Raw genomic sequence first — 19,230 nt, forward strand, 5'->3', positions numbered from 1 at the left:
GCACGGCTAGAATGATGCGCATGGCACGTGAGCGCAACCCTGAAGAACCCGCTGTCGAGCGTCCCGAGGGCGAAGCAGCCCCGAACGCCGTGTGGTTCAAGCCCGTCATGGTGGGCTTCATGCTGCTCGGACTGGTGTGGATCCTCGTCTACTACATCTCCGGCTCGCGCTTCCCCATCCCCGGGCTCGACTCGTGGAACCTGGGCATCGGTCTGGGCATCGCGCTGATCGGCTTCCTGATGACCACGCGGTGGCGCTGACCCGCACTCGCGAACGACGCGCCCTTCCACTTCGGTGGGAGGGCGTTCGTCTTCCCTTGGCCGGTTGTCAACAGCCCTCTTCACCTGTGAATAACACCCGTGTAATTCTCCCCAGGTGTGGAGAGGCTTGTGGATAACTATGGGGAAATGCTGTGCAGATCCCTGTGCATGACCTGTGCACGACGTGTGCACAACTCGGCTCGGGCCGGTCAGAGCGTGCCGCGGATGACGATCGGCGAGACGATGAAGGCGACCGCGAGAAGGGCGATCACCAGCGTGACCAGCAGCAGGATCTGCACCACACGCTGAGAACGCCGTCGCGTTCGGGCGAAGATCACGCCGATCAGGGCGCCCACTGCGGCACCGCCGATATGCGCCTGCCAGGCGATGTTGAGCGTCTGGATGAAGCCGATGGCGAGGTTGATCGCGAGGATCACCAGGATGCCGCGGATGTTGGCGCCGATGTGCCGACCGATGACGAGCAGCGCGCCCATCAGCGCGAAGATGCCGCCCGAGGCGCCGACGGTCGCGACACCCGGATCGAGCACGGCCATCGCCACCGACCCGCCGAGGCCGCCGATGAGATAGAGCGCGACGAAGCGCCAACGGCCGAGCAGGGGCTCGAGACTGCGACCGATCATCCACAGCGCGAGCATGTTCAGCGCGAAATGCATGATGCCGGAGTGCACGAGCATGGCCGTCAGCAGCCGCCACGGCTCGAACGTGAACCCTCCGCCGAACATGTCGGGGAAGAGGTACGGGGTGGCGAACAGCAGTGTGCGATCGACGATCGGCCCGAGCACGACCTGCAGCACGCCGACGACCGCCGTCACCGCGATGATGACGTAGGTCGCGAGAGGGCGGGACGAATCGGATGACCCTCCGCGCCAGACGCGGCTCGCGCGCCGCTGCGCCGGCGTCTGCGCCTTGCGGTCGGCCTTCATGCACTCCGGGCAGATGACGCCGACGGGGGCCTGGGTCTGGCAGTCGGCGCAGACGGTGCGGGTGCAGCGCTGGCAGAGCACGAAGCTCTGCCGATCCGGATGCCGGTAGCAGAAGTTCTCGCGGTTGCGCGTGAAATCGGGGGAGGTCATCCGGATCGGCTCGAGCTGTGCGGGATCAGTTGGCGACGACGTCGACCGAGTGCAGCACGACGTCCTCGACGGGACGGTCCTGCGCGCCGGTGCGCACCGAGGCGATCTCGTCGACGACGGCCTTCGAGGCGTCATCGGCGACCACGCCGAAGATCGTGTGCTTGCCCTGCAGCCACGGGGTCGGGTCGGTGGTGATGAAGAACTGCGAGCCGTTGGTGCCCTCGGCCTGACCGGTGATGGCGTTGCGACGCAGACCGGCGTTGGCCATGGCGAGCACGTACGGGTCGTTGAAGTTCAGCTCGGGGTGGATCTCGTCGTTGAAGTTGTAGCCCGGACCGCCGATGCCCTGACCGAGCGGGTCGCCGCCCTGGATCATGAAGTTGGGGATGATGCGGTGGAAGATGACGTCCTTGTAGAGAGGACCCTCGCCGGGCTTGCCGGTAGCGGGGTGCGTCCACTCCTTGGAGCCGTCGGCCAGGCCGACGAAGTTGGCGACCGTGTTCGGGGCGTGGTCGCCGAACAGGTTGATGACGATGTCACCGTGGTTGGTGTGCAGGGTTGCGACGTGAGATGCGTGAGGCATGGATACATTCTCGCAGAGCGGTCCTGTGCGGGCGCGGCGTATTGTCTCGTGTCGACGCCTGCACCGCCAGACTCTGCTCGTATTCAGTGTGTTGTGGTTGGATGAGTGGCGGAACGGACATCGACCGACCGACGGGAGAGCAACGTGAATCTCAGCCGCAAGCGCAAGAAGGAACTGCGTCGACTTCAGCAGGACGCCGGACGACTCTGGGAGTCGCAGCAGGTTCTCGTCGGACACGCCGCCGACATCGCCCGTGAGGCGGGTCGCCAGCTCGGCAACTTCAACCGCGAGCAGATCATGCCCACCGTGCACGACTCGTACGAGCGTCACCTCGCCCCGACCGTCGATCGCGGTGTGAAATTCGGCAAGCACGTCGTCGACGACCGTGTCGTGCCGATCGTGGGCGGTGTGGTCGGCACCGCGCTGTCGGCCTGGGACGTCGCCAACAAGAAGCGTCAGGACCTCGGATGGGGTCCGCGTCACGTCGCCCCGCCGAAGAAGAGCATGGGCATCGGGTCGGTCATCGCTATCGTGCTCGGTGCAGCCGCGGCAATCGGCGTCGTCGCCGCCGCGTGGCAGGCGCTGCGCGCCGACGACGAGCTGTGGGTCGCCGACGACCCGCTGTCGCCCCCCAACGCATGACCGGAGCCGACCCGCATCAGCGGGTCCGCGCCGCTGCGGCCGCTCGGGGACTCGAGATCGAGATCCGTGAGCGGCCGCAGGCACGCAGTCTGCCGGAGGCCGCCGCGCTGCTCGGTCTGCAGCCGTCCGACATCGTGAAGACCCTGGTCGTGAAGAGGTCGGACGACACGTATCTGTTCGCACTGGTGCCCGGCGGACGGTCGATCTCGTGGCCCAAGCTGCGTGCCGTCGTCGGCGTGAACCGGCTGCGTCTGCCGGAGCCCGATCTCGCCCTCTCGGCGACCGGCTACGAGCGCGGCACGATCGTCCCGATCGGCAGCACCCGCGACTGGCCGGTGTACGCCGACGAGACGATCGTCGGGCGACGCATCGCCATGGGCGCCGGAACCCACGGCTACAGCCTGTTCACCGATGCGGACGACCTGATCCGCGCCTACGACGCCGTGGTCGCCGACATCAGCATCCCCGAGCTGGCTGACGCGAGAGCCTGACGGCGGAGCGCGCCGCGCCGCCTGGGGTCACTACAGCACCGCGTCGAGCACGCGAGCCGTGACGCGCGCCGCGTCGCGCCATGTCGGCAGTCCGGCACCCGCCCGCGCGGCCGATGCCGCCAGCCGTGCCCGCAGCTCCGGATCGACGAGCAGCGCACGCAGCGCCGCGGCGAAGGCATCCGGATCGTCGGGCGGCGCCAGCAACCCGGCATCCGGCGGCACCGTGTCGGGCACGGCGCCGGTGCGGCACGAGACGATCGGCAGACCGTGCGCCAGGGCCTCGTCGAAGACGAGCCCGTAGCCCTCGTAGCGGGTGGCGAGAGCGAACACATCGGCCTGCCGGTAGAGCTCGTCGCGCTCGGCGCTGCTCACAGCGCCTGCGAGCCGCACCCGGTGCACCAGGCCGAGCTGCCCGGTCAGCTCGTGCAGGCGGGCGACGTGATCGGGATCGTGCGGCGTGCCGGCGATGATGGCGCGCCAGGGCACGTCGGTGAGCTGGGCCAGAGCGCGCAGCAGCACGTCGTGACCCTTGCGCGGATGCTGGATGCCGACCGCCAGCACGAGCGGCGGTGCGGAGGGGTCCGGCCCCACTGCCGAGGCACTCAACGGACGCGGGAGGGCCGGCTCGGGACGGACGGTTCCGGGCCGCACGGTTCCGGGCCGGACGACCGTGATGCGCTCGGCCGGCACGTCGTATTCCGATATGAGCATGCGCGCGGTGTGCGGGCTGGGGACGAGCACGGCGCGCAGCAGCCGCAGGTTGTCGCGCTCGGTTCGGAAGAGGTGCCCGCGCCGCTGCGCGTCGAGCCCCTCCTCGTGCGCGAGCGGGTGGTGCACGATGCCGACCATCGGAGCGCTGACGGCTGCGAGCGCGGTCGTGGGCATCGCACCGACGAGGAACCCGTCGAGGATGAGGGGGACGTCGTCGTCCACCGCGGCGAGCGCCGTGGCGGCCTCGGCGACGTGGGCGGGCGATGGTTCCGGGAACGACGCGCCGAGCGGGACATGCGCGACGTCGATGCCGAGGCCGCGCAGGGCCTCCAGCAGGCTGCGTTCGTACACGTAACCGCCGGTGACCGTGCGCAGGTCGCCGGGCACCGCGAAGACGGCGCGGCTCACCATCGCTGCTCCGGGGCGTAACGGCGCAGCACGCGAGACTCCACCGCACCGACCAGGGCGTATCCGAGCGCCGACGCCGCGGTGACCAGCACCGTCGCGCCGGCGAGCAGGTCGTACCCCGAGCGCGACGCCGCGAGCGCCATGGCGTTGCCGATGCCCGTGCCCGTGGCGAGCCACTCCACCACGGTGACCGCGAGAACCGCGGCCGGCACGCTCATGCGCGCGGCCGCGAAGAAGCTGGGCAGCATCGCGGGGATCCGCACCCGCACGAGCTGGATGCGTGCGGGCGCCGCGTAACTGCGCAGCACGTCGAGAGCCTGCCCTGGCGCCTGGCGGAGCCCCTGCAGGCATGCGATGAGCGTGGGGAAGAACACCATGATCGCGACGAGCACGATCCCGCCCGCGGCCCCGCGGCCGAGCAGGAGCACCACGAGCGGCGCGGTGGTGACGATGGGCACGGCACGCAGCGCGATGGCGATGGGCATGGTCACCGCGGCGACCGACGGAGCGAGCACGAGCAGCATCGCCAGGCCCGCCCCGACGGCGAGACCGGCGAGGTATCCGGGCACGGCGAGAGCCGCCGTCTGACCGAGGGCTGCGAACAGGGCATCCCGCACCGCTCCCCCGTCGTCGGCGCCGAGCAGCACGCGCGCGACGTCGACCGGAGTGCGGGCGAAGAACGGGTTCAGCCCGGTCAGGATGATCCCGCCCCACCACAGCACGACCATCACCACCACGAAGCCGAGGGCGGATGCCACCGCGCGGCGCACCCGGTGCGCGGCGGCGACGGGCGGGCGGGGCGGGGCGAGGATGAGCGGCGGCGGCCCGGCGTGCAGCCGTCGCCCGATGGCGCCGACGAGCGCATAGGCGAGAACCGACACGACCGTCGCCACGGTGGCGATCGCCCAGGTCAGCTGCACGTCGAGGTCGCGCGCCGCGCGCACGGTCAGCACGCCCAGCCCGCTCTCGGCCCCGGTGAACTCCCCGACCATCGCGCCGAGGAACGCGGCGGGCGCCGCGATCTGCAGGCCCGCGATGAAGTACGGCAGGCTCGCCCGTGCCCGCACGAAGCGCAGCGCCGCCGCCCGCCCCCGGCCGTAGCTGCGCACGAGATCGAACCACCCCGCCGGCGCGGCACGCAGTCCTACGAGGACGGGGATCATCGTGGTGTAGTACACCGCGAGCGCCGCCAGGGCAACCTGCGGGCCGTCTCCCGGGCCGAGCAGCACGCGCAGCACGGGTCCGGTGGCCACCAGGGGAAGACAGAACACCACCAGTGCGACGGTGGTGACGACCGACTGCGTGCGCGGCAGGAGCACGGCGAGCGCGGCGAGGGCGAGAGCGACGAGGTTGCCGACTGCGAAGCCGGCCAGTGCAGCGGCCCCGGTCACCCCCAGGGCGCGCAGCAGCAGTCCGCTTTCGTCCTTCAGGGTGAGCAGGATCTCGCTCGGCGCGGCCAGCACGTATGCGCCCTCGAGCAGGCGCGCGGCCAGCTCCCAGAGCAGCAGCAGTGCGAGCACCGTGAGCGCGGTGCGAAGCGGGCGCCGATCGACCATGCGGGCGGGGCTCATGCAGCCGCCCCGCCCCGCGAGCGGGCGAGAGCGGATGTCACCTCATCGACCAGCGCCTCGAAGACGGGGGTCCGGGCGAGCTGAGCCGGGCGCGGCTGCGGCAGCGTGACCGGCACATCGGCGACGACGCGCGCCGGGCGCGGGCTGAGCACGAGGATCCGATCGGCGAGCCGCACCGCCTCCGCGATGGAATGAGTGACGAGCACTGTGGTCGCCCCTCCCCCTCGCCACAGCGGTGGCAGGTCGGCGAGCAGATCCTGCCGGGTCAGCTCGTCCACCGCACCGAACGGCTCGTCCAGAAGCAGCAGCCGGGGTCTTGTCACCAGAGCACGGGCGATCGCCGCGCGCTGGCGCATGCCGCCGGAGAGCTCTGCAGGACGCAGGTCGCCGAAGCCCTCGAGGCCCACCAGAGCGATCAGCCGGTCGACGGCATCGGGGTCGGCGGGGCGACGCGCGAGCCGCTGCGCGAGGGCGATGTTGCCCCGCACGGTGCGCCAGGGCAGCAGGGACGGGTCCTGGAACGCCACGGCGAGGTCGCCGCGTCCAGCGACGGCATCCGGTGTCGCCTCGTCGATCATCACCCGGCCGGCGCTGGGCTGATCGAGTCCCGCGATCAGACGCAGCAGGGTGGACTTCCCGCAGCCGGACGGCCCGACCAGGGCCGTCGTCTGCCCAGTGGCGAGAGTGAGATCCGTCGACGCGACCACCTCCAGGCCGCCGAACGTGCGGCTGACCGCCTCCAGGCGCACGACCGGGGGCTCACCCGCCATGGATCTGCTCCAGGATCGATCGGTCCCACAGGTCGGCGTCGACATCGCGACCGAGGAGTGCGAGGGTCCTGCGGTTCGCCTCGACCGTCTCGTCGGTCCACCAGCCGAAGCCGTGCTCATCCGTGAGATCCGAGAACATCAGCGGCACCTGACGCTGCGCCTGCAGCTTCTGCACCTCGGGATCCAGCCCCGCATCCGGGAACATCTCCAGGGTCAGCTTCGTCGCGGCATCCGTGTCCTTCCGGTACGCCTCCCACCCGCGGATCTCACCGCTCATCAGGGCGACGAGCTCGTCGCGACGCTCGGCGAGGCTCTGCTCGGTGGCGATGTACGTCTGCGAGTGCACCGCATAGCCGTGGTCGGCCATCAGCATGGTCACCGCCTCGACGCCCTGCACCGCCATCGCCACGGGCAGATCGGTCTCCCAGCACAGCAGGCAGTCGACCTCGCCGGCCAGCAGCGGCTGCGCGGAGTACTGGGTGGGCACGACCTCGATGCGGTCGATGTCGACGTCGTTCAGGGTGCACAGCGTCTCGAGCACGGGGGTGTTGGCGGTGGCCATCCCGATGCGCAGACCCTCCAGATCCTTGGGCTCGTTCACGGGGCGTGCCGGCAGCGAGGCGATGACGAAGGGGTTCTTCTGCATGGCGACCCCGATGATCTTGAAGGGCGCCCCCTCGGCCACGGCCGCCGCCGTGTAGTCGGCCGCGGAGATGCCGACGAGGGCGGCTCCCGACACCACCGGTGGCTCGACGGGGGCGTTCGGGCCACCCTGCAGCAGGCTGACCTTCAGACCCTCGTCGCGCCACCAGCCGCGGTCGAGGGCGAGGTAGCTGCCGGCGAACTGCACCGAGTGCAGCCAGGACAGCTGCAGCGCGACCTCGCTGACCGGTCCGTCTGCGGCCGTGCCGCCGCCGGGAGCGCTGCACGCCACCGCTCCCAGACCGAGCGCACCGAGCACACCGGCGCCCAGCAGAGCGCGTCGCGAGAGCACAGCGGTGTGATCTGGATCATTCATGAGGTCTCCTGGATCTCGGGGGAACGGATGCCGGCGCTGCTGCGAGCATGTCATGCGGGCGTGCACGCCGCCGGGCCCAGACGGCGGCCACCCCCGGGAGCGCCGCGATCAGGCCCATCAGGCCGAAGCAGATGCTGACCGCCAGCGACTGCGCGGCGCCGAGGCCGGCGATGGGCAGGAGCGCGACGGCTGCGCCCTCACGCACACCCCAGCCGGCGATCGCGACCGGGATGAGCATGGCCAGCAGCACGAGGGGCACGACGGCGATGACGGCGGCGAAGCTGAGCGGCGCGCCCACGGCGACGGCGCAGCAGGCGAAGGCGCCCAGCACGCACGCGGCGGCGGCCATGGCGAGGACCAGCTGCCGCCAGGGTGCGCTGCGCAGGCTGCGCCGCAGTCCGTGCGCAGCCCGAGCGAAGCGCCCCGCTCCCGCGGTGCGCACGCGCAGACCGATCAGCACACCGAAGGTGATCGCCCAGGCGGCCGGCAGCAGCACGGCCAGCGCGATCAGCACCGGGCGCGGCCAGTCGATCGAGGTGGTCAGCGTGAGCGTGGCCACGAAGCCCGCGCTGAGCACGGCGAGCATCGCGAGCTGCCCGATCGTGCGCTCGACGACGATCGCCCCGGCCGCGGCGACCACTCCGGCTTCATGGCGTGAGCGGGCGGCCCGCCCGACGTCGCCCAGCACCCCGCCCGGGAGTGTGGTGTTGACCAGCTGAGCGAGGAAGTACTCGCCGATCGCGCCTGCCGCGCTGAGCCGGATGCCGAGCGGCGCTGCGGCCAGGCGCCAGCGCAGGGCGCCGAGCACGGTCAGCATCATGAGCAGCGCAACGGCCATCGCGAGCCAGCCCGGGCGGGCATTGCGCAGCAGGTCGACGGTCTCGGCACCTCCAGCGATCTGCCAGATCATCACCAGCAGCGCGAGACTGGCGATGAGCTGAAAGGCTCGTGCCAGCCAGCGACGCGCACCGCCGCGCGTGCTCACGCCCCTCTCCGCGCTCATGACGTGATCCTCCGACGCCAGAGCGCGCGCACATCGATGCCGAACGACCACGCGAGGGCCAGACCCGTGGCGGCGACCAGCGCGAGCGATGCGGGTACGGGCAGGAAGGGCAGCTGCAGGGCCAGCAGCGCGATGAGCTGCACCACGCACACCACCTTGCGGCTGTATCGCTCATCGAGCGGGCCGTTCAGCCACGGCAGCAGCACCACCGCGATCGCGAAGAGGTATCGCGGCAGACCGAGCACCAGCGCGATCGGCCCCGCGGGCCCCTGCATCGCCAGGATCGCGAGCACGAGACCGAACGCCGCGTCCACCTCCATGTCGAACGACGCGCCGAACGACGACGCCGTGCCCTGGCGTCGGGCGAGCAGCCCGTCGACGCCGTCGAGCGCCAGGGCGAGTGTGCCGACGCCCACCACCACCGCCACCGGGGGCACGGTGAGGGCGACGCCGCCGGCCGGCACGATGCCGAGCAGCAGAGCGGCGATCGCCATCCGCACGAGCGTGACGACGTTCGCCGCTCCGAGACGCCGGTGCGAGTGGCGGCGGTGCATCAGCACCGCGAACGCCCCGACGGCCACGGTGAACGTCAGACCCGCCAGAGCAGAAGACGGCACGGGCATGCCGAGAAGCAGCGCCGCCGCGAGGACTCCGAGCAGGAGCGCCGCGGCGATCGCGAGGAACCGCCCGACCGGGGCTCCCGCAGAGCCGTGCGCGCCGCGCCCGCGATCATCCACACTCTGCCGACGGCCATCCGGATCGGGCCAGCGGCCAAGCGTCCCAGCGGGTGCGGCAGCCATGACCGCACGATATCAGCGCAGGAGGGACCCACCGGCCGTCTCGGTGCGATCGGTCAGGAAGCCGCCGGGGTCGGCAACAGCCCGGCCATCCGCAGGCCGATGTCGACGAGCTTCACCCGCTGCAGCCCCGCCACCTCGTCGAGCGTGAACCAGGCCGCCATGTCGGTCGACCCGTTCTTCTCGAATCGCAGCTCCCCGCCGGTGATCTCCGCTCGGTACACGATGCGCAGGGTGTGCAGCGGCACCTTGTCCTCGTCCCGCCGCACTCGGCGCGACGCGGGGATCACCCGTGAGTGGATGCCGAGCAGCTGCGTCGTCTCGATCTGGAAGCCGGTCTCCTCGCGCAGCTCGCGGCGCACGGCCAGCTCGGGATCTTCGCCGTTCTCGAGTCCGCCCCCGGGGAGGGTCCACGCCACACGACGCCCCTCGACCCACCGCGCCAGCAGCAACCTTCCATCGTCGTCGGTGACGATCCCGTAGGCGGCGACACGAAGATCCATGGACTCACAGTAGTCGTGGCCTGGTGCCCGCGGGGAGGTCAGGCGGGCTCGAGGGGCTCGATGTGCTCGGCGGTGAGCAGGATGCCCCCGCTCGAGTTCGCCGAGTTCGACAGCTCGCTGAGCCACTGCTGGCTCAGCTCGGGGGCGACCGGCTCGTCGAAGGTGAAACGCAGCGGGATGGAGGGGTGCAGCCACAGCGTCGAGCGTCCGGTCGCGTCAGGGTGCGGCCACGACAGGGTGAAGCTCTCGTTCCGACGCAGCTTGAGCGCGATCACGACCTTGAGGTGCGCGAGCGTGCGGTCATCGACCTCGATCGGGTCGGGTGAGTTGCCGTAGTAGATGAGTCCCATCGGTCCTCACCGTACGGCCGCGACCCGGCCCGTGCATCCTGAACGGCGTTCCGGCGCCCGGTGGCGCAAGCGCTGTTCGTCAGATGAACGCTTTCGTGCGGTCAGTCGCCCTCGAGGGTCTCCTTCGCCGAGCGCCCGTAGGTCTGCCGGTACAGCGAGTTGAACCGCGACGAGTTGCCGAAGCCCCAGCGGCGGGCGATCTGCGACACCGAATCCCCGGCGGCGCCGTTGCGGAGGTCGCGGTGCGCTCCATCCAGGCGCACACGTCGCAGGTACTCGGTGGGCGTGGCGTCGATGCTGCGCCGGAACGAGTACTGCAGGCCTCGCGTCGAGATGTGCACGGCCTCGGCGACGTCGTCGACGGTGATCGGACGGTGGGCGTTCTCGTCGATGAAGGCCAGAGCGCGGCGCACGGTCGCGGCGCCGTCGCCGCCGCCGTCACGGGCGATCGCCGACGAGAAGGTCGACGGGAAGCAGCTGAGCACGACGGTCAGCGCGTGCCGAGCGAGGCCGGCCTCGATGAGCTCATCGCCTTCTGCGGCCATGGCGGACGTCATCAGATAGTCGAAGGCGCGCACCCACTGGCGCGCAGCGGCGTCGGAGCGCGGGTGCACGGACGTCAGCCGCAGCGAGAGCAGGTCGTCGCCCGTGATCCGCCGGGCGAGGTCCTGGGCCCGCATGCGATCGAAGATCAGAGCCGACACCTCGGCGGTGCCGTTCCACTCGGCCTCGACCTGAGCGCTGTCCGTCGCCCAGGGCGCTCCGGGGTCGATGATCGAGCGTCGGCTGCGCAGCACGCCGTCCCCCGTGACGAGCCGGCAGGCGAACAGCTGGTCTTCGGGCTTCACCCGGGAGTGCACCTCGGCGGTCAGCGAGTACCGCACGATGCTCAGGTCGCTGAAGGTGACCGACCGCCAGCGGAACGCGAAATCGGCGGGGTCGATGCGCAGCACCGACGCCGAAGGCACGAACGTCGTCCAGATCTGCTCGACGTCGGCGGGGTCGTCTGAGTCCATCCGCAGGATCTCCGCCACGGTAGCCCTCCTGTGCACGCGGGTGATTCGGGGGTGCGTGCCTGAACAGAATAAGACGGGACGCCCTCGTCGACACGGAGCCGCTCAGGTCTGGGTGGTGGTGTGCAGGAGTGCGGGTTCGGGTTGGCTGTGGTGAGGGGTGTCGAGGATCGTCTGCGCGAAGTCCACATTCGTCACGATCTGCGTCAGCGGCTCCGCCCGCGCCGGGATGCGGGACGGGCAGCACAGCACCAACGGCATCCGCAGCGACTCGTCGTACATGAACCGCTTGTCGAACCAGCCGTGATCGCCCAGGAAGAACCCCTGATCCGACGTGTACATCGTGAGCGTGTCATCGAACACGTCCCGCTCGCGCAGCCAGATCCGTGATCACATCCGTCGGATACCCGGACACGATCTGCACCCCGTCTGAGGTGAGGATCTGCGGATCGAAGTACTCCCCCGGTCATACTGGTCTCCTCCTTTGCTCGAGATCAGATTGTCAATTTGTTCAACAGAATCGTGACGGTCATCGATGCGCGACGGTGCCGTAGGCCCGCTCGCGATAGTGTCGGATCGACCCGGAGGAGGGATGCCGCGTGACCACGCTCACACCCAACGCGCAGCGCCTGCTCCGCACTCTGATCACAGAGGGGCCGGCCTATCGCGCGGACCTCGCGCGCACCCTGGACGTATCGCGCGCCACGGTGACCAATCTCGCCAATCGACTCTCGGCCGACGGCTGGGTGCAGGAGACGGATCCCGAGCCCGGTTCGCTGAAGAACCTCATCGGCACGACTCCTCGGATGGGAGTGCTCGGCTCGGTCGTCTTCCTCGTCGACGTGTGCACTGTGGCGGTCGCCACCATGGACGGGCGGGTGTTAAAGGAATTCACACTTCATACCGACCCCGGCGCATCACCCGAGCAGCGGATCAGTGCCGGGGCGGACCTGGTCGACCGCCTTCTCGGCGAGCTCGAACTGGGCGCCGGCGACCTGCACGCGCTGCACCTCGCGGTCGACACCCAGATGGACGCCCAGTCGGGTGACGTGTACGCCCAGCGGGCCTCGAGCCGCTGGTACGGGGTGAACCCGAAGGAGTTCTTCGTCGGCCGGTTCGGCGTTCCGGTGCACGTGCAGAACACCGCACGCCTGGAGGGCCTCGCCGAGTATCTCTGGGGAAGGGGACGCGGTCACGCCGACGTGCTGTACGTCGACGTGAGCTACGGCATCACCTCCGGCCACATCGTCGACGGGATCATCCACTCCGGTGTGCGCGGGGGATCGGGTGAGCTCGGTCACACCGTCTACGACTGGGACGGCCCGCTGTGCACCTGCGGCAACCCCGGCTGCCTCATGCAGTACGCATCGATCCCCGCGATGCTCCGCGACCTCAACACGGGATGCGGCACGTCGACGGACTGGGCCGGATTCACCGAGCTCATCCACGCCGGCGATCCCCCGGCGACGACGATCGCCCGCCGTGCCGCCGAGGTGCTTGGGCGCATGCTGATGAACACCTGCCACATCATCGACCCCGCTGTTCTGCTGCTGAGCGGCGAGGTCGTGCGCGCGATCCCGTCCTTCGTCGACGAGGTCGCCGCCGTGATGAGCGAGCGCGCACTGCCCCTGGTCAGCCGCAACCTGCAGGTGCTCGCCGCCGAGCTCGACGACACCCACGTGCCGACCGCACGGGCGGGCATCGAATCGCTGCGCGCCATCGACGACGTCGTCACCGCCGCCACCGCGTTCTGACCGGTCGCTCGTCACCGGGAGATCGCGGAGAGCGCCTTCTCGAGGCGTGCCACGGCGGCATCCACATCAGCGAGCTTGTCGAGCCCGAACAGTCCGACTCGGAAGCTCGAGAAGTCGTCGGGCTCGTCACAGTGCAGCGGCACGCCGGCGGCGACCTGCACGCCGTGCGCCCTGAACGCGACGCCGGTGCGCAGGTCGGGATCGGTGGTGTGCACGACCACGACGGTGGGGGAGGCGAAGCCGGATGCCGCGACCGAGGGCAGCCCGTGCGCCGCCAGCAGGGCGCGAACCCGGGTGCCGAGCTCGATCTGCGCATCCCGCAGGGCGTCGAAGCCGCGCTCGCGCGTCTCGATCATCTGCTGCAGGTTGCCGGCGATGGTGTCGGTCGGCATCGTCGAGTGGTACCCGGCCGAGCCGTCCCGATAGCCATCGGAGATCGCGAGCCAGCGGTTCAGGTCGAGGGCGAAGCTGGTCGCGGTGCCGGATGCCACGGCATCCCGTCCCCGTGCGCTGAGCATCACGTACCCGACGCCCGGCGACCCGCTCCAGCCCTTCTGCGGGGCGGAGAGCAGCACGTCGACGCCGAGCGCATCCATGTCGATCCACATGGCGCCGGAGGCGATGCAGTCGAGCACGAGCACGCCGCCGACCTCGTGCACGGCGTCCGCGAGCGCGCGGACGTAGTCGTCGCCAAGGATGATCCCGGCCGCCGTCTCGACGTGCGGCGCGAAGACGACGTCGGGGCGCTTGGCGCGGATCGCGGCGACGACCTCGTCGATGGGCGCCGGGCTCCACGCCGCCTGCACGTCGTCGCTGTCGGGGCGGGCGAGGCAGACGGTGACGTCGGAGGCGACGCCGCCCATCTCGAGGATCTGCGACCAGCGGTAGGAGAACAGGCCGTTGCGCACGATGAGCGCGCGCCGACCGGTGGCGAGGTGACGGGCGACGGACTCCATCGCGAAGCTGCCGCCGCCGTTGACGAGCGCGGCGCTGTCGGCGTTGTACGCCTCGCAGAGGATGTCGATGGTCTGTTGCATGACGCCGACGAACCTCTTCGACATGTGGTTCAGCGATCGGTCGGTGAACACCACCGAGTACTCGAGCAGTCCGTCGGGATCGATGTCAGCGTGCGGCAGCGTCATGCGTCCAGCCTGGCATCCGCACCTGTGTGGACGACAGACCTTCCGCGCATCGGAATGAAACGAAAAGCCCCGACGACGTCGGGGCTTTCATGATGTGGAGCCTAGGAGATTCGAACTCCTGACATCCTGCTTGCAAAGCAGGCGCTCTACCAACTGAGCTAAGGCCCCCGAACGGCGCGAACACCGCGGGTTCAATGATACATGCCGTCAGGTTGCGGACAGCACTCCGGCACCGGCCGGCTCATGCCCGCGCGTGTCGCACTACACGTCAGCGCGCGCGGCGCCCGCGGTCAAGTCCCTTCCGAGCACGGATACCGGGTGGATGCTGGAGACATGGGAGCGGACGAGGCAGGACCGGAGAAGACGGCCGACGGCCACCACATCATCGTCGACGGCCGACGGTGGCGCGCCACCGACCCGGCGATTCCCGAGACGTTCCGGCAGGAGCTCGTCGACGAGCTGATGTCGGCGCGGCGAGCGGTCGGAGCAGGGGAGAGCGACGCCAGGCGACGGGTCGGCGACGCGAAGACCGCACTGGGTGAGCGGGGTGCGCCGTGGTGGGAGGAGCGCTCGGGGACCGAGTTCGACGAGAGGATCGCCGCCGCTGTGCGCGCTCTCGTCCGCAAGCGACAGGATTCCTCGATATGCCCGAGCGATGTCGCGCGCACCGTGGGCGCGGAGTCGTGGCGGGAGATCATGGACGACGTGCGTCGCGTCACGGCTCGCCTCGCCGACGAGGGCCAGGTGATCGTCACACAAAAAGGTGAGCCCGTGCAGCTGAGCGAAGCCCGCGGACCTGTGCGCATCGTGCGCGGACCAGAGCTCTGAGACAACGAAGATGGCCCCGCCGGAGCGGGGCCTTCTTCGTTGTCGGAGTGGGGCTACCAGGACTTGAACCTGGGACCTCTTCATTATCAGTGAAGCGCTCTAACCGCCTGAGCTATAGCCCCGTCAACCTCCAAGACTTTACCGGATGATCCGGGGGAAAAGCGAATCGGGCCCGGCCTGCGTGCAGGCCGGGCGTTTCGGATTCACTCGGCTGTTCCGCCGGGGCGGAGCGTGGCCGATCCGGCCGACACGCTGCCGCTGATCCGATGCGCGCTGCTGCTGCTCTGATCGAGGCCGCTGTCGAGCGATCCGGCGCTGACGTCGCGACGCAGGTCGTACTCGGTGTCAGGAAGGGTGAGGTCGAGCGCACCGGCGGAGACGGTGAACACGACGCTGTCGGGCACGCTCGTGAGCGTCGACGTGACGCGCCCGGCGCTGACCGTGAACTGCGCGCGGTCGACCCCACGCAGCTCGATATCGGCTCGACCGGCGTTCACCTCGACGTCGAGATCACGCGCGTCGCCCTGCATCGAGAGGGCGCCGGCGTTGACATCGACGCCCAGCTGGTCGAACTCGCCGTCGACATCGAGCGAGCCGGCGTGCAGGGTGAGATCGGCGTCGGCACCCTCCAGCTCCTGCGGCAGCACGAGCGACACCCGCGCCGATCCGCGCAGCCAGTCGGGGCTCCACCAGTCGAACCCGCGGTCGGGTCCGCGCACCTCGAGGCGCTCACCGTCGGTGCGCAGCGTCCAGCCGTTGGTGGAGGCGCCCTCCACCCGCAGCTCCGCGTCGTCGACGTCGTGGAACAGGACGCGCATGTCCGCGGCGCCCACCTCGACGTCGACGGAAGTCACCCCGGAGGCGTCCGTCGACAGCTGCCCGGACTGCGGACCGATCTGCTGCAGCCCCGTCACAGCGGCCGATGCGCCCGAGCCGAGCAGCACCACTCCGCCGAATGCGGCGATCACCACGGTGATCGCACCGATGCTCTTCTTGCCGCTCATCGCAGCCCTCCCTGGTCGTTGCGGCCGGCTTCCGCCGAACCTGAGTTCTCGATATGAGCGAGTGCTGCGAGCACTCGCCGGTTGCCGTCTTCGGGCTCGAGCCCGAGCTTCTGGAAGATGGCGGTGATGTGCTTCTCGACGCTCGCCTCGCTGAGGAACAGCATCGCGGCGATCGCGCTGTTGGACTTGCCCTCGGCGATCAGGGCGAGCACGGTGCGCTCGCGCTCGGTGAGCCGCAGCATGCGCTCGTCGCGGTTGCGCCGGGTGAGCAGCTGCGCGACCACCTCGGGGTCGAGCACAGTGCCCCCGGCGGCGATCCGCTCGACCGACTCGACGAACTCGGCGACGTCGGCCACACGATCCTTGAGCAGGTAGCCGAGCGCCCCGCCCTGTGTCTGTCCCGTCTGTGCGGCGATGAGATCGCTGGCGTAGCGCTCCTCGACGTACTGCGACAGCACGAGGATCGGCAGCGACGGTCGCGCCGCGCGGATCGCGAGCGCTGCCCGGATCCCCTCGTCGGTGAACGTCGGCGGCAGCCGCACATCGAGGATGGCCAGGTCGGGGTCGGAGGCGCCGACCGCATCCATCAGGCCGGTCGTGTCAGGCAGGGCTGCCACGACCTCGTGACCCGCGTCGTCGAGCAGGCGGACAAGCCCTTCGCGCAGCAGCACGGAGTCCTCGCAGATCAGGATGCGCATGGCACCGTCACCTCCAGGCTGGTCGGGCCACCGGCGGGGCTGTCGAGGCGGAAGGTCCCCCCGGCGGCGAGGATCCGGTTGGTGATCCCGTCGAGGCCCCCACCGGGCTGCACCTGCGCGCCGCCCATGCCGTTGTCCTCCACGCGTGCCCACAGCCCGCCGTCACGACTGCGTACGACGACACGGCATTCGCTGGCACGGGAATGCTTGGCCGCGTTGGTCAGCGACTCGGCGATCGCGAAGTAGACGGCGGCCTCGGCATCGCGGCACGATGCGTTCGCACCCGTCACCGACGGGTCGATGCGCACGTCCAGCTGCACGGGGATGTGCGAGCGACCGGCGAGCGCCGACAGCGCGGCGTCCAGGCCGCGGTCGTCGAGAACGGAGGTGTGGATGCCGCGGGCGAGCTGACGCAGCTCGGTGATCGCCGCCTTGGTCGACGTGTGCGCCTCGTCGATCAGCGTCTTCGCGGCGGCGGGATCGGTCTCGATCTTCTGCTTGGCGAGTCCCAGCGTCATGCCGACGGAGACCAGACGCGGCTGGACGCCGTCGTGCAGGTCGCGCTCGATGCGGGTGCGCTCGAGCTCTGCGGCCCGCACGGCGCCGGCGCGCTGCGCCGTGGTGGTGCGCACCTGCGCGGTGAGCTCGGCCTCGCGGCTGGGCATCACGAGGGCGCGGCTGAGCACGCGGTGCAGCAGGGCGAGGCCGACGATGCCCGCGAGGCCGGCGACGATCCCGACGATGCCGACCAGCGGAGCCCATTCGGCACCGAGATAGCTGCCGAACGGACCCGCCACGCTGCCCTGATCGGAGAGGGGCGCGAACGAGAAGAAGATCGACCAGATCACGCCCCAGAACAGACGCAGCACGATCGTGCCGGCGATGCACGCGAGCACGAAGTTGAGCATCGTGCGCCACATGCGGCCGTCGACCGACTGGCGGGCGAGGGTGCGCAGCCAGCCGCCGAAGCCGGGCCGGGCGCGCTCACGCCAGCGCAGGTCGGCGACATCGACGCCGTACAGACCGCCCACCCTGCGCACCTCGAACCAGGCGACGCCGTAGATGGCGTACACGACGCCGACCAGGAACAGCAGTCCGATGCCGAACACGAACAGCAGGGCGAGTCCGACGCCGAGCACCGCGCTCAGCGCGGCGAGCGCCGCAGAGCCGACGGCGCCGAGCGCCGCGAGCTCGAGAATGGTCAGGAGTATCCGCAGCGGCGGCTGCCTGGCATCCGTCTTCGTGCGAACCGGCGCGGCCGGCGGGACAGGCGGGGGCGGAACAGGCGGAGCCGGGGGGATCGGATTCGTGGTCATGACTCAAAACTACGGTTCGGCGCGCAACCGCGACACGGAGCCAGCCCGACACCTCGATTCGGGATTTCCCTACCTCCCGGCCGGTCGCGGCATGGTTCACTGGCTGCATGAGCACATCTGGGGCATCGCATGACGACGAGCCGCACGCGGCCGGCACCGGGCAGCGCCTGAACTGGCTTCGCGCCGGCGTTCTCGGTGCCAACGACGGGATCGTCTCGGTGGCATCCCTCGTCGTCGGCGTCGCCGGGGCCACTACGGACAACGCGGCGCTGCTCGTCGCCGGCCTCGCGGGCCTGGTGGGCGGTGCGATCTCGATGGCGCTGGGGGAGTACGTCTCGGTGAGCAGCCAGCGCGACACCGAGCGAGCGCTGATCGAGAAGGAACGCGACGAGCTGCGCACCATGCCTGCGGCGGAGCTCGCAGAGCTCACCGAGCTCTACCGCCAGCGCGGGCTGAGTGAGCAGACCGCTCATCAGGTGGCCGTCGAGCTCACCGAGCACGACGCGCTGGCAGCGCACCTCGAGGTCGAGCTCGGCATCGACCAACACGATCTGGTCAACCCCTGGCACGCCGCCATCTCGTCCGCGATCTCGTTCACCGTCGGGGCGCTGCTGCCGCTGCTGGCGATCCTGCTGCCTCCGCCCGAGTGGCGCGTGCCCGTCACCTTCGCCGCGGTGCTTCTCGCCCTGGCCGCCACTGGCGTGATCTCGGCCCGGGTGGGCGGCGCATCGGCGATGCGGGCATCCGTGCGACTCGTGGTCGGCGGCGCGATCGCGCTGCTCGTCACCTGGCTGATCGGAACCCTGCTGGGCACCACTGGCGTGGTGTGATCCGGCGCACCGGAGATCAGTTCGACATGAACCCGACGAGCAGCCCGCCGGTCACCTTCACCGCAAGGTTGTAGATACCGGCGACGACCGCGCCGAGCACGGTGAACACGATGAGGTTCAGGATCGACACGACGGCGCCGAACGCCATGACCTGCGGCAGGCCGATGAGGCTCTCGATGTCGACCGCCCCATCGGTGAGCGTGTCGAGGAACGCGCCGGTCTGGCCGATGACGTTGGTCGCCTGCAGCACCATGAACACGAGGAAGAACGACACCATCGTGACGATCGCCAGCGCCACCGCTCCGAGGAACGACAGCTTCACGGCCGACCAGAAGTCGACGTAGACCAGGCGCAGGCGCACCTGCTTGCCTCCGGTCTTGCGCGTGGACTTCTTCGCCAGCTTGTCAGCGACTGTGCTCATGTGTCAGTGCTCTCTTCGGGTGT

The 19,230-nt window shown here is 70.1% G+C and carries 23 protein-coding genes and 2 tRNA genes; 6 read left to right on the forward strand and 19 right to left on the reverse strand.

The genetic code is table 11. The features are described from left to right. Positions 1-20 precede the first annotated feature (20 nt). Positions 21-260, forward strand: coding sequence for a cell division protein CrgA (locus V2S04_RS00625; RefSeq protein ID WP_099195097.1), 240 nt, complete (start codon positions 21-23; stop codon positions 258-260). A gap of 209 nt (positions 261-469) precedes the next feature. Here V2S04_RS00625 and V2S04_RS00630 read toward each other — a convergent pair whose 3' ends face one another. Then, complete coding sequence (locus tag V2S04_RS00630) at positions 470-1,354, reverse strand: rhomboid family intramembrane serine protease (RefSeq protein ID WP_413636603.1); 885 nt, start codon at positions 1,352-1,354, stop codon at positions 470-472. 25 nt (positions 1,355-1,379) lie between these two features. Continuing rightward, a complete protein-coding gene (locus V2S04_RS00635; RefSeq protein ID WP_099195095.1) occupies positions 1,380-1,937 on the reverse strand; it encodes a peptidylprolyl isomerase in 558 nt (185 codons plus the stop codon). A 144-nt stretch (positions 1,938-2,081) separates the two neighbouring features. Between V2S04_RS00635 and V2S04_RS00640 the strand changes: the two genes are divergently transcribed. Continuing rightward, positions 2,082-2,579 carry a DNA helicase gene (locus V2S04_RS00640; RefSeq protein ID WP_413636605.1) on the forward strand — a complete coding sequence of 166 codons (498 nt, stop codon included), beginning with the start codon at positions 2,082-2,084 and terminating at the stop codon, positions 2,577-2,579. After that, positions 2,576-3,070 carry an aminoacyl-tRNA deacylase gene (locus tag V2S04_RS00645; protein ID WP_413636606.1) on the forward strand — a complete coding sequence of 165 codons (495 nt, stop codon included), beginning with the start codon at positions 2,576-2,578 and terminating at the stop codon, positions 3,068-3,070. The genes V2S04_RS00640 and V2S04_RS00645 overlap by 4 nt, the downstream gene beginning before the upstream one ends. A gap of 30 nt (positions 3,071-3,100) precedes the next feature. Here the strand turns inward: V2S04_RS00645 and V2S04_RS00650 are convergent, their stop codons facing one another. The 10 genes from V2S04_RS00650 to V2S04_RS00695 form a co-directional block, all read right to left on the reverse strand. Beyond that, positions 3,101-4,192 (reverse strand): glycosyltransferase family 4 protein, encoded by a 1,092-nt coding sequence (locus V2S04_RS00650; protein ID WP_413636607.1) that lies wholly within the window; start codon positions 4,190-4,192, stop codon positions 3,101-3,103. Next, complete coding sequence (locus V2S04_RS00655) at positions 4,186-5,760, reverse strand: ABC transporter permease (protein ID WP_413636608.1); 1,575 nt, start codon at positions 5,758-5,760, stop codon at positions 4,186-4,188. The genes V2S04_RS00650 and V2S04_RS00655 overlap by 7 nt, the downstream gene beginning before the upstream one ends. After that, the gene (locus V2S04_RS00660) at positions 5,757-6,530 is read right to left on the reverse strand and encodes an ABC transporter ATP-binding protein (protein ID WP_413636609.1); all 774 of its coding nucleotides are present in this window, start codon (positions 6,528-6,530) and stop codon (positions 5,757-5,759) included. The genes V2S04_RS00655 and V2S04_RS00660 overlap by 4 nt, the downstream gene beginning before the upstream one ends. Next, a complete protein-coding gene (locus V2S04_RS00665; RefSeq protein WP_413636611.1) occupies positions 6,520-7,548 on the reverse strand; it encodes an ABC transporter substrate-binding protein in 1,029 nt (342 codons plus the stop codon). Before V2S04_RS00665 ends, V2S04_RS00660 begins: the two co-directional genes overlap by 11 nt. Next, the gene (locus tag V2S04_RS00670; RefSeq protein ID WP_413636613.1) at positions 7,541-8,551 is read right to left on the reverse strand and encodes a lysylphosphatidylglycerol synthase transmembrane domain-containing protein; all 1,011 of its coding nucleotides are present in this window, start codon (positions 8,549-8,551) and stop codon (positions 7,541-7,543) included. Before V2S04_RS00670 ends, V2S04_RS00665 begins: the two co-directional genes overlap by 8 nt. After that, positions 8,548-9,351, reverse strand: coding sequence for a CDP-alcohol phosphatidyltransferase family protein (locus V2S04_RS00675; RefSeq protein ID WP_413636615.1), 804 nt, complete (start codon positions 9,349-9,351; stop codon positions 8,548-8,550). Before V2S04_RS00675 ends, V2S04_RS00670 begins: the two co-directional genes overlap by 4 nt. A gap of 53 nt (positions 9,352-9,404) precedes the next feature. Next, positions 9,405-9,851 carry an NUDIX hydrolase gene (locus V2S04_RS00680; protein WP_413636617.1) on the reverse strand — a complete coding sequence of 149 codons (447 nt, stop codon included), beginning with the start codon at positions 9,849-9,851 and terminating at the stop codon, positions 9,405-9,407. A 38-nt stretch (positions 9,852-9,889) separates the two neighbouring features. Then, entirely contained in the window at positions 9,890-10,201 is a 312-nt protein-coding gene (locus tag V2S04_RS00685; protein WP_099195086.1) for a hypothetical protein, read from the reverse strand. Between the two features lie 101 nt (positions 10,202-10,302). After that, positions 10,303-11,235: an AraC family transcriptional regulator gene (locus V2S04_RS00690; RefSeq protein ID WP_413636619.1), complete on the reverse strand. Its 933-nt coding sequence runs from the start codon at positions 11,233-11,235 to the stop codon at positions 10,303-10,305. 84 nt (positions 11,236-11,319) lie between these two features. Beyond that, positions 11,320-11,598 carry a sulfatase/phosphatase domain-containing protein gene (locus V2S04_RS00695; protein ID WP_413637268.1) on the reverse strand — a complete coding sequence of 93 codons (279 nt, stop codon included), beginning with the start codon at positions 11,596-11,598 and terminating at the stop codon, positions 11,320-11,322. Positions 11,599-11,813: 215 nt separating this feature from the next. Between V2S04_RS00695 and V2S04_RS00700 the strand changes: the two genes are divergently transcribed. Beyond that, complete coding sequence (locus V2S04_RS00700; RefSeq protein WP_413636620.1) at positions 11,814-12,968, forward strand: ROK family transcriptional regulator; 1,155 nt, start codon at positions 11,814-11,816, stop codon at positions 12,966-12,968. An 11-nt stretch (positions 12,969-12,979) separates the two neighbouring features. On the opposite strand, the gene V2S04_RS00705 is transcribed toward V2S04_RS00700, so the two are convergent. Together V2S04_RS00705 and V2S04_RS00710 are read right to left on the reverse strand one after the other, a co-directional pair. Next, positions 12,980-14,110, reverse strand: a complete 1,131-nt coding sequence (locus V2S04_RS00705) for an aminotransferase class V-fold PLP-dependent enzyme (protein WP_413636622.1) — start codon at positions 14,108-14,110, stop codon at positions 12,980-12,982. Between the two features lie 95 nt (positions 14,111-14,205). Beyond that, positions 14,206-14,278 (reverse strand) — tRNA-Ala (locus V2S04_RS00710). 150 nt (positions 14,279-14,428) lie between these two features. Here V2S04_RS00710 and V2S04_RS00715 point away from each other — a divergent pair. After that, positions 14,429-14,938 (forward strand): DUF3253 domain-containing protein, encoded by a 510-nt coding sequence (locus tag V2S04_RS00715; RefSeq protein WP_413636624.1) that lies wholly within the window; start codon positions 14,429-14,431, stop codon positions 14,936-14,938. A 48-nt stretch (positions 14,939-14,986) separates the two neighbouring features. On the opposite strand, the gene V2S04_RS00720 is transcribed toward V2S04_RS00715, so the two are convergent. The 4 genes from V2S04_RS00720 to V2S04_RS00735 all read right to left on the reverse strand — a co-directional run bounded on the left by V2S04_RS00720 (position 14,987) and on the right by V2S04_RS00735 (position 17,956). Beyond that, positions 14,987-15,060 (reverse strand) — tRNA-Ile (locus V2S04_RS00720). Between the two features lie 81 nt (positions 15,061-15,141). Continuing rightward, positions 15,142-15,942: a hypothetical protein gene (locus V2S04_RS00725; RefSeq protein WP_413636625.1), complete on the reverse strand. Its 801-nt coding sequence runs from the start codon at positions 15,940-15,942 to the stop codon at positions 15,142-15,144. Then, entirely contained in the window at positions 15,939-16,640 is a 702-nt protein-coding gene (locus V2S04_RS00730) for a LuxR C-terminal-related transcriptional regulator (RefSeq protein ID WP_413636627.1), read from the reverse strand. The genes V2S04_RS00725 and V2S04_RS00730 overlap by 4 nt, the downstream gene beginning before the upstream one ends. After that, positions 16,628-17,956, reverse strand: a complete 1,329-nt coding sequence (locus V2S04_RS00735; RefSeq protein ID WP_413636628.1) for a histidine kinase — start codon at positions 17,954-17,956, stop codon at positions 16,628-16,630. Before V2S04_RS00735 ends, V2S04_RS00730 begins: the two co-directional genes overlap by 13 nt. 107 nt (positions 17,957-18,063) lie before the next feature. Between V2S04_RS00735 and V2S04_RS00740 the strand changes: the two genes are divergently transcribed. Further along, on the forward strand, positions 18,064-18,786 hold the full coding sequence (locus V2S04_RS00740) for a VIT family protein (RefSeq protein WP_099195079.1): 723 nt from the start codon (positions 18,064-18,066) through the stop codon (positions 18,784-18,786). Positions 18,787-18,802: 16 nt separating this feature from the next. On the opposite strand, the gene V2S04_RS00745 is transcribed toward V2S04_RS00740, so the two are convergent. After that, the gene (locus tag V2S04_RS00745) at positions 18,803-19,207 is read right to left on the reverse strand and encodes a DUF3566 domain-containing protein (protein ID WP_099195078.1); all 405 of its coding nucleotides are present in this window, start codon (positions 19,205-19,207) and stop codon (positions 18,803-18,805) included. Between the last annotated feature and the right edge of the window lie 23 nt (positions 19,208-19,230).

Source organism: Microbacterium sp. OR21 (assembly GCF_047306785.1).
Classification (GTDB): domain Bacteria; phylum Actinomycetota; class Actinomycetes; order Actinomycetales; family Microbacteriaceae; genus Microbacterium; species Microbacterium esteraromaticum_E.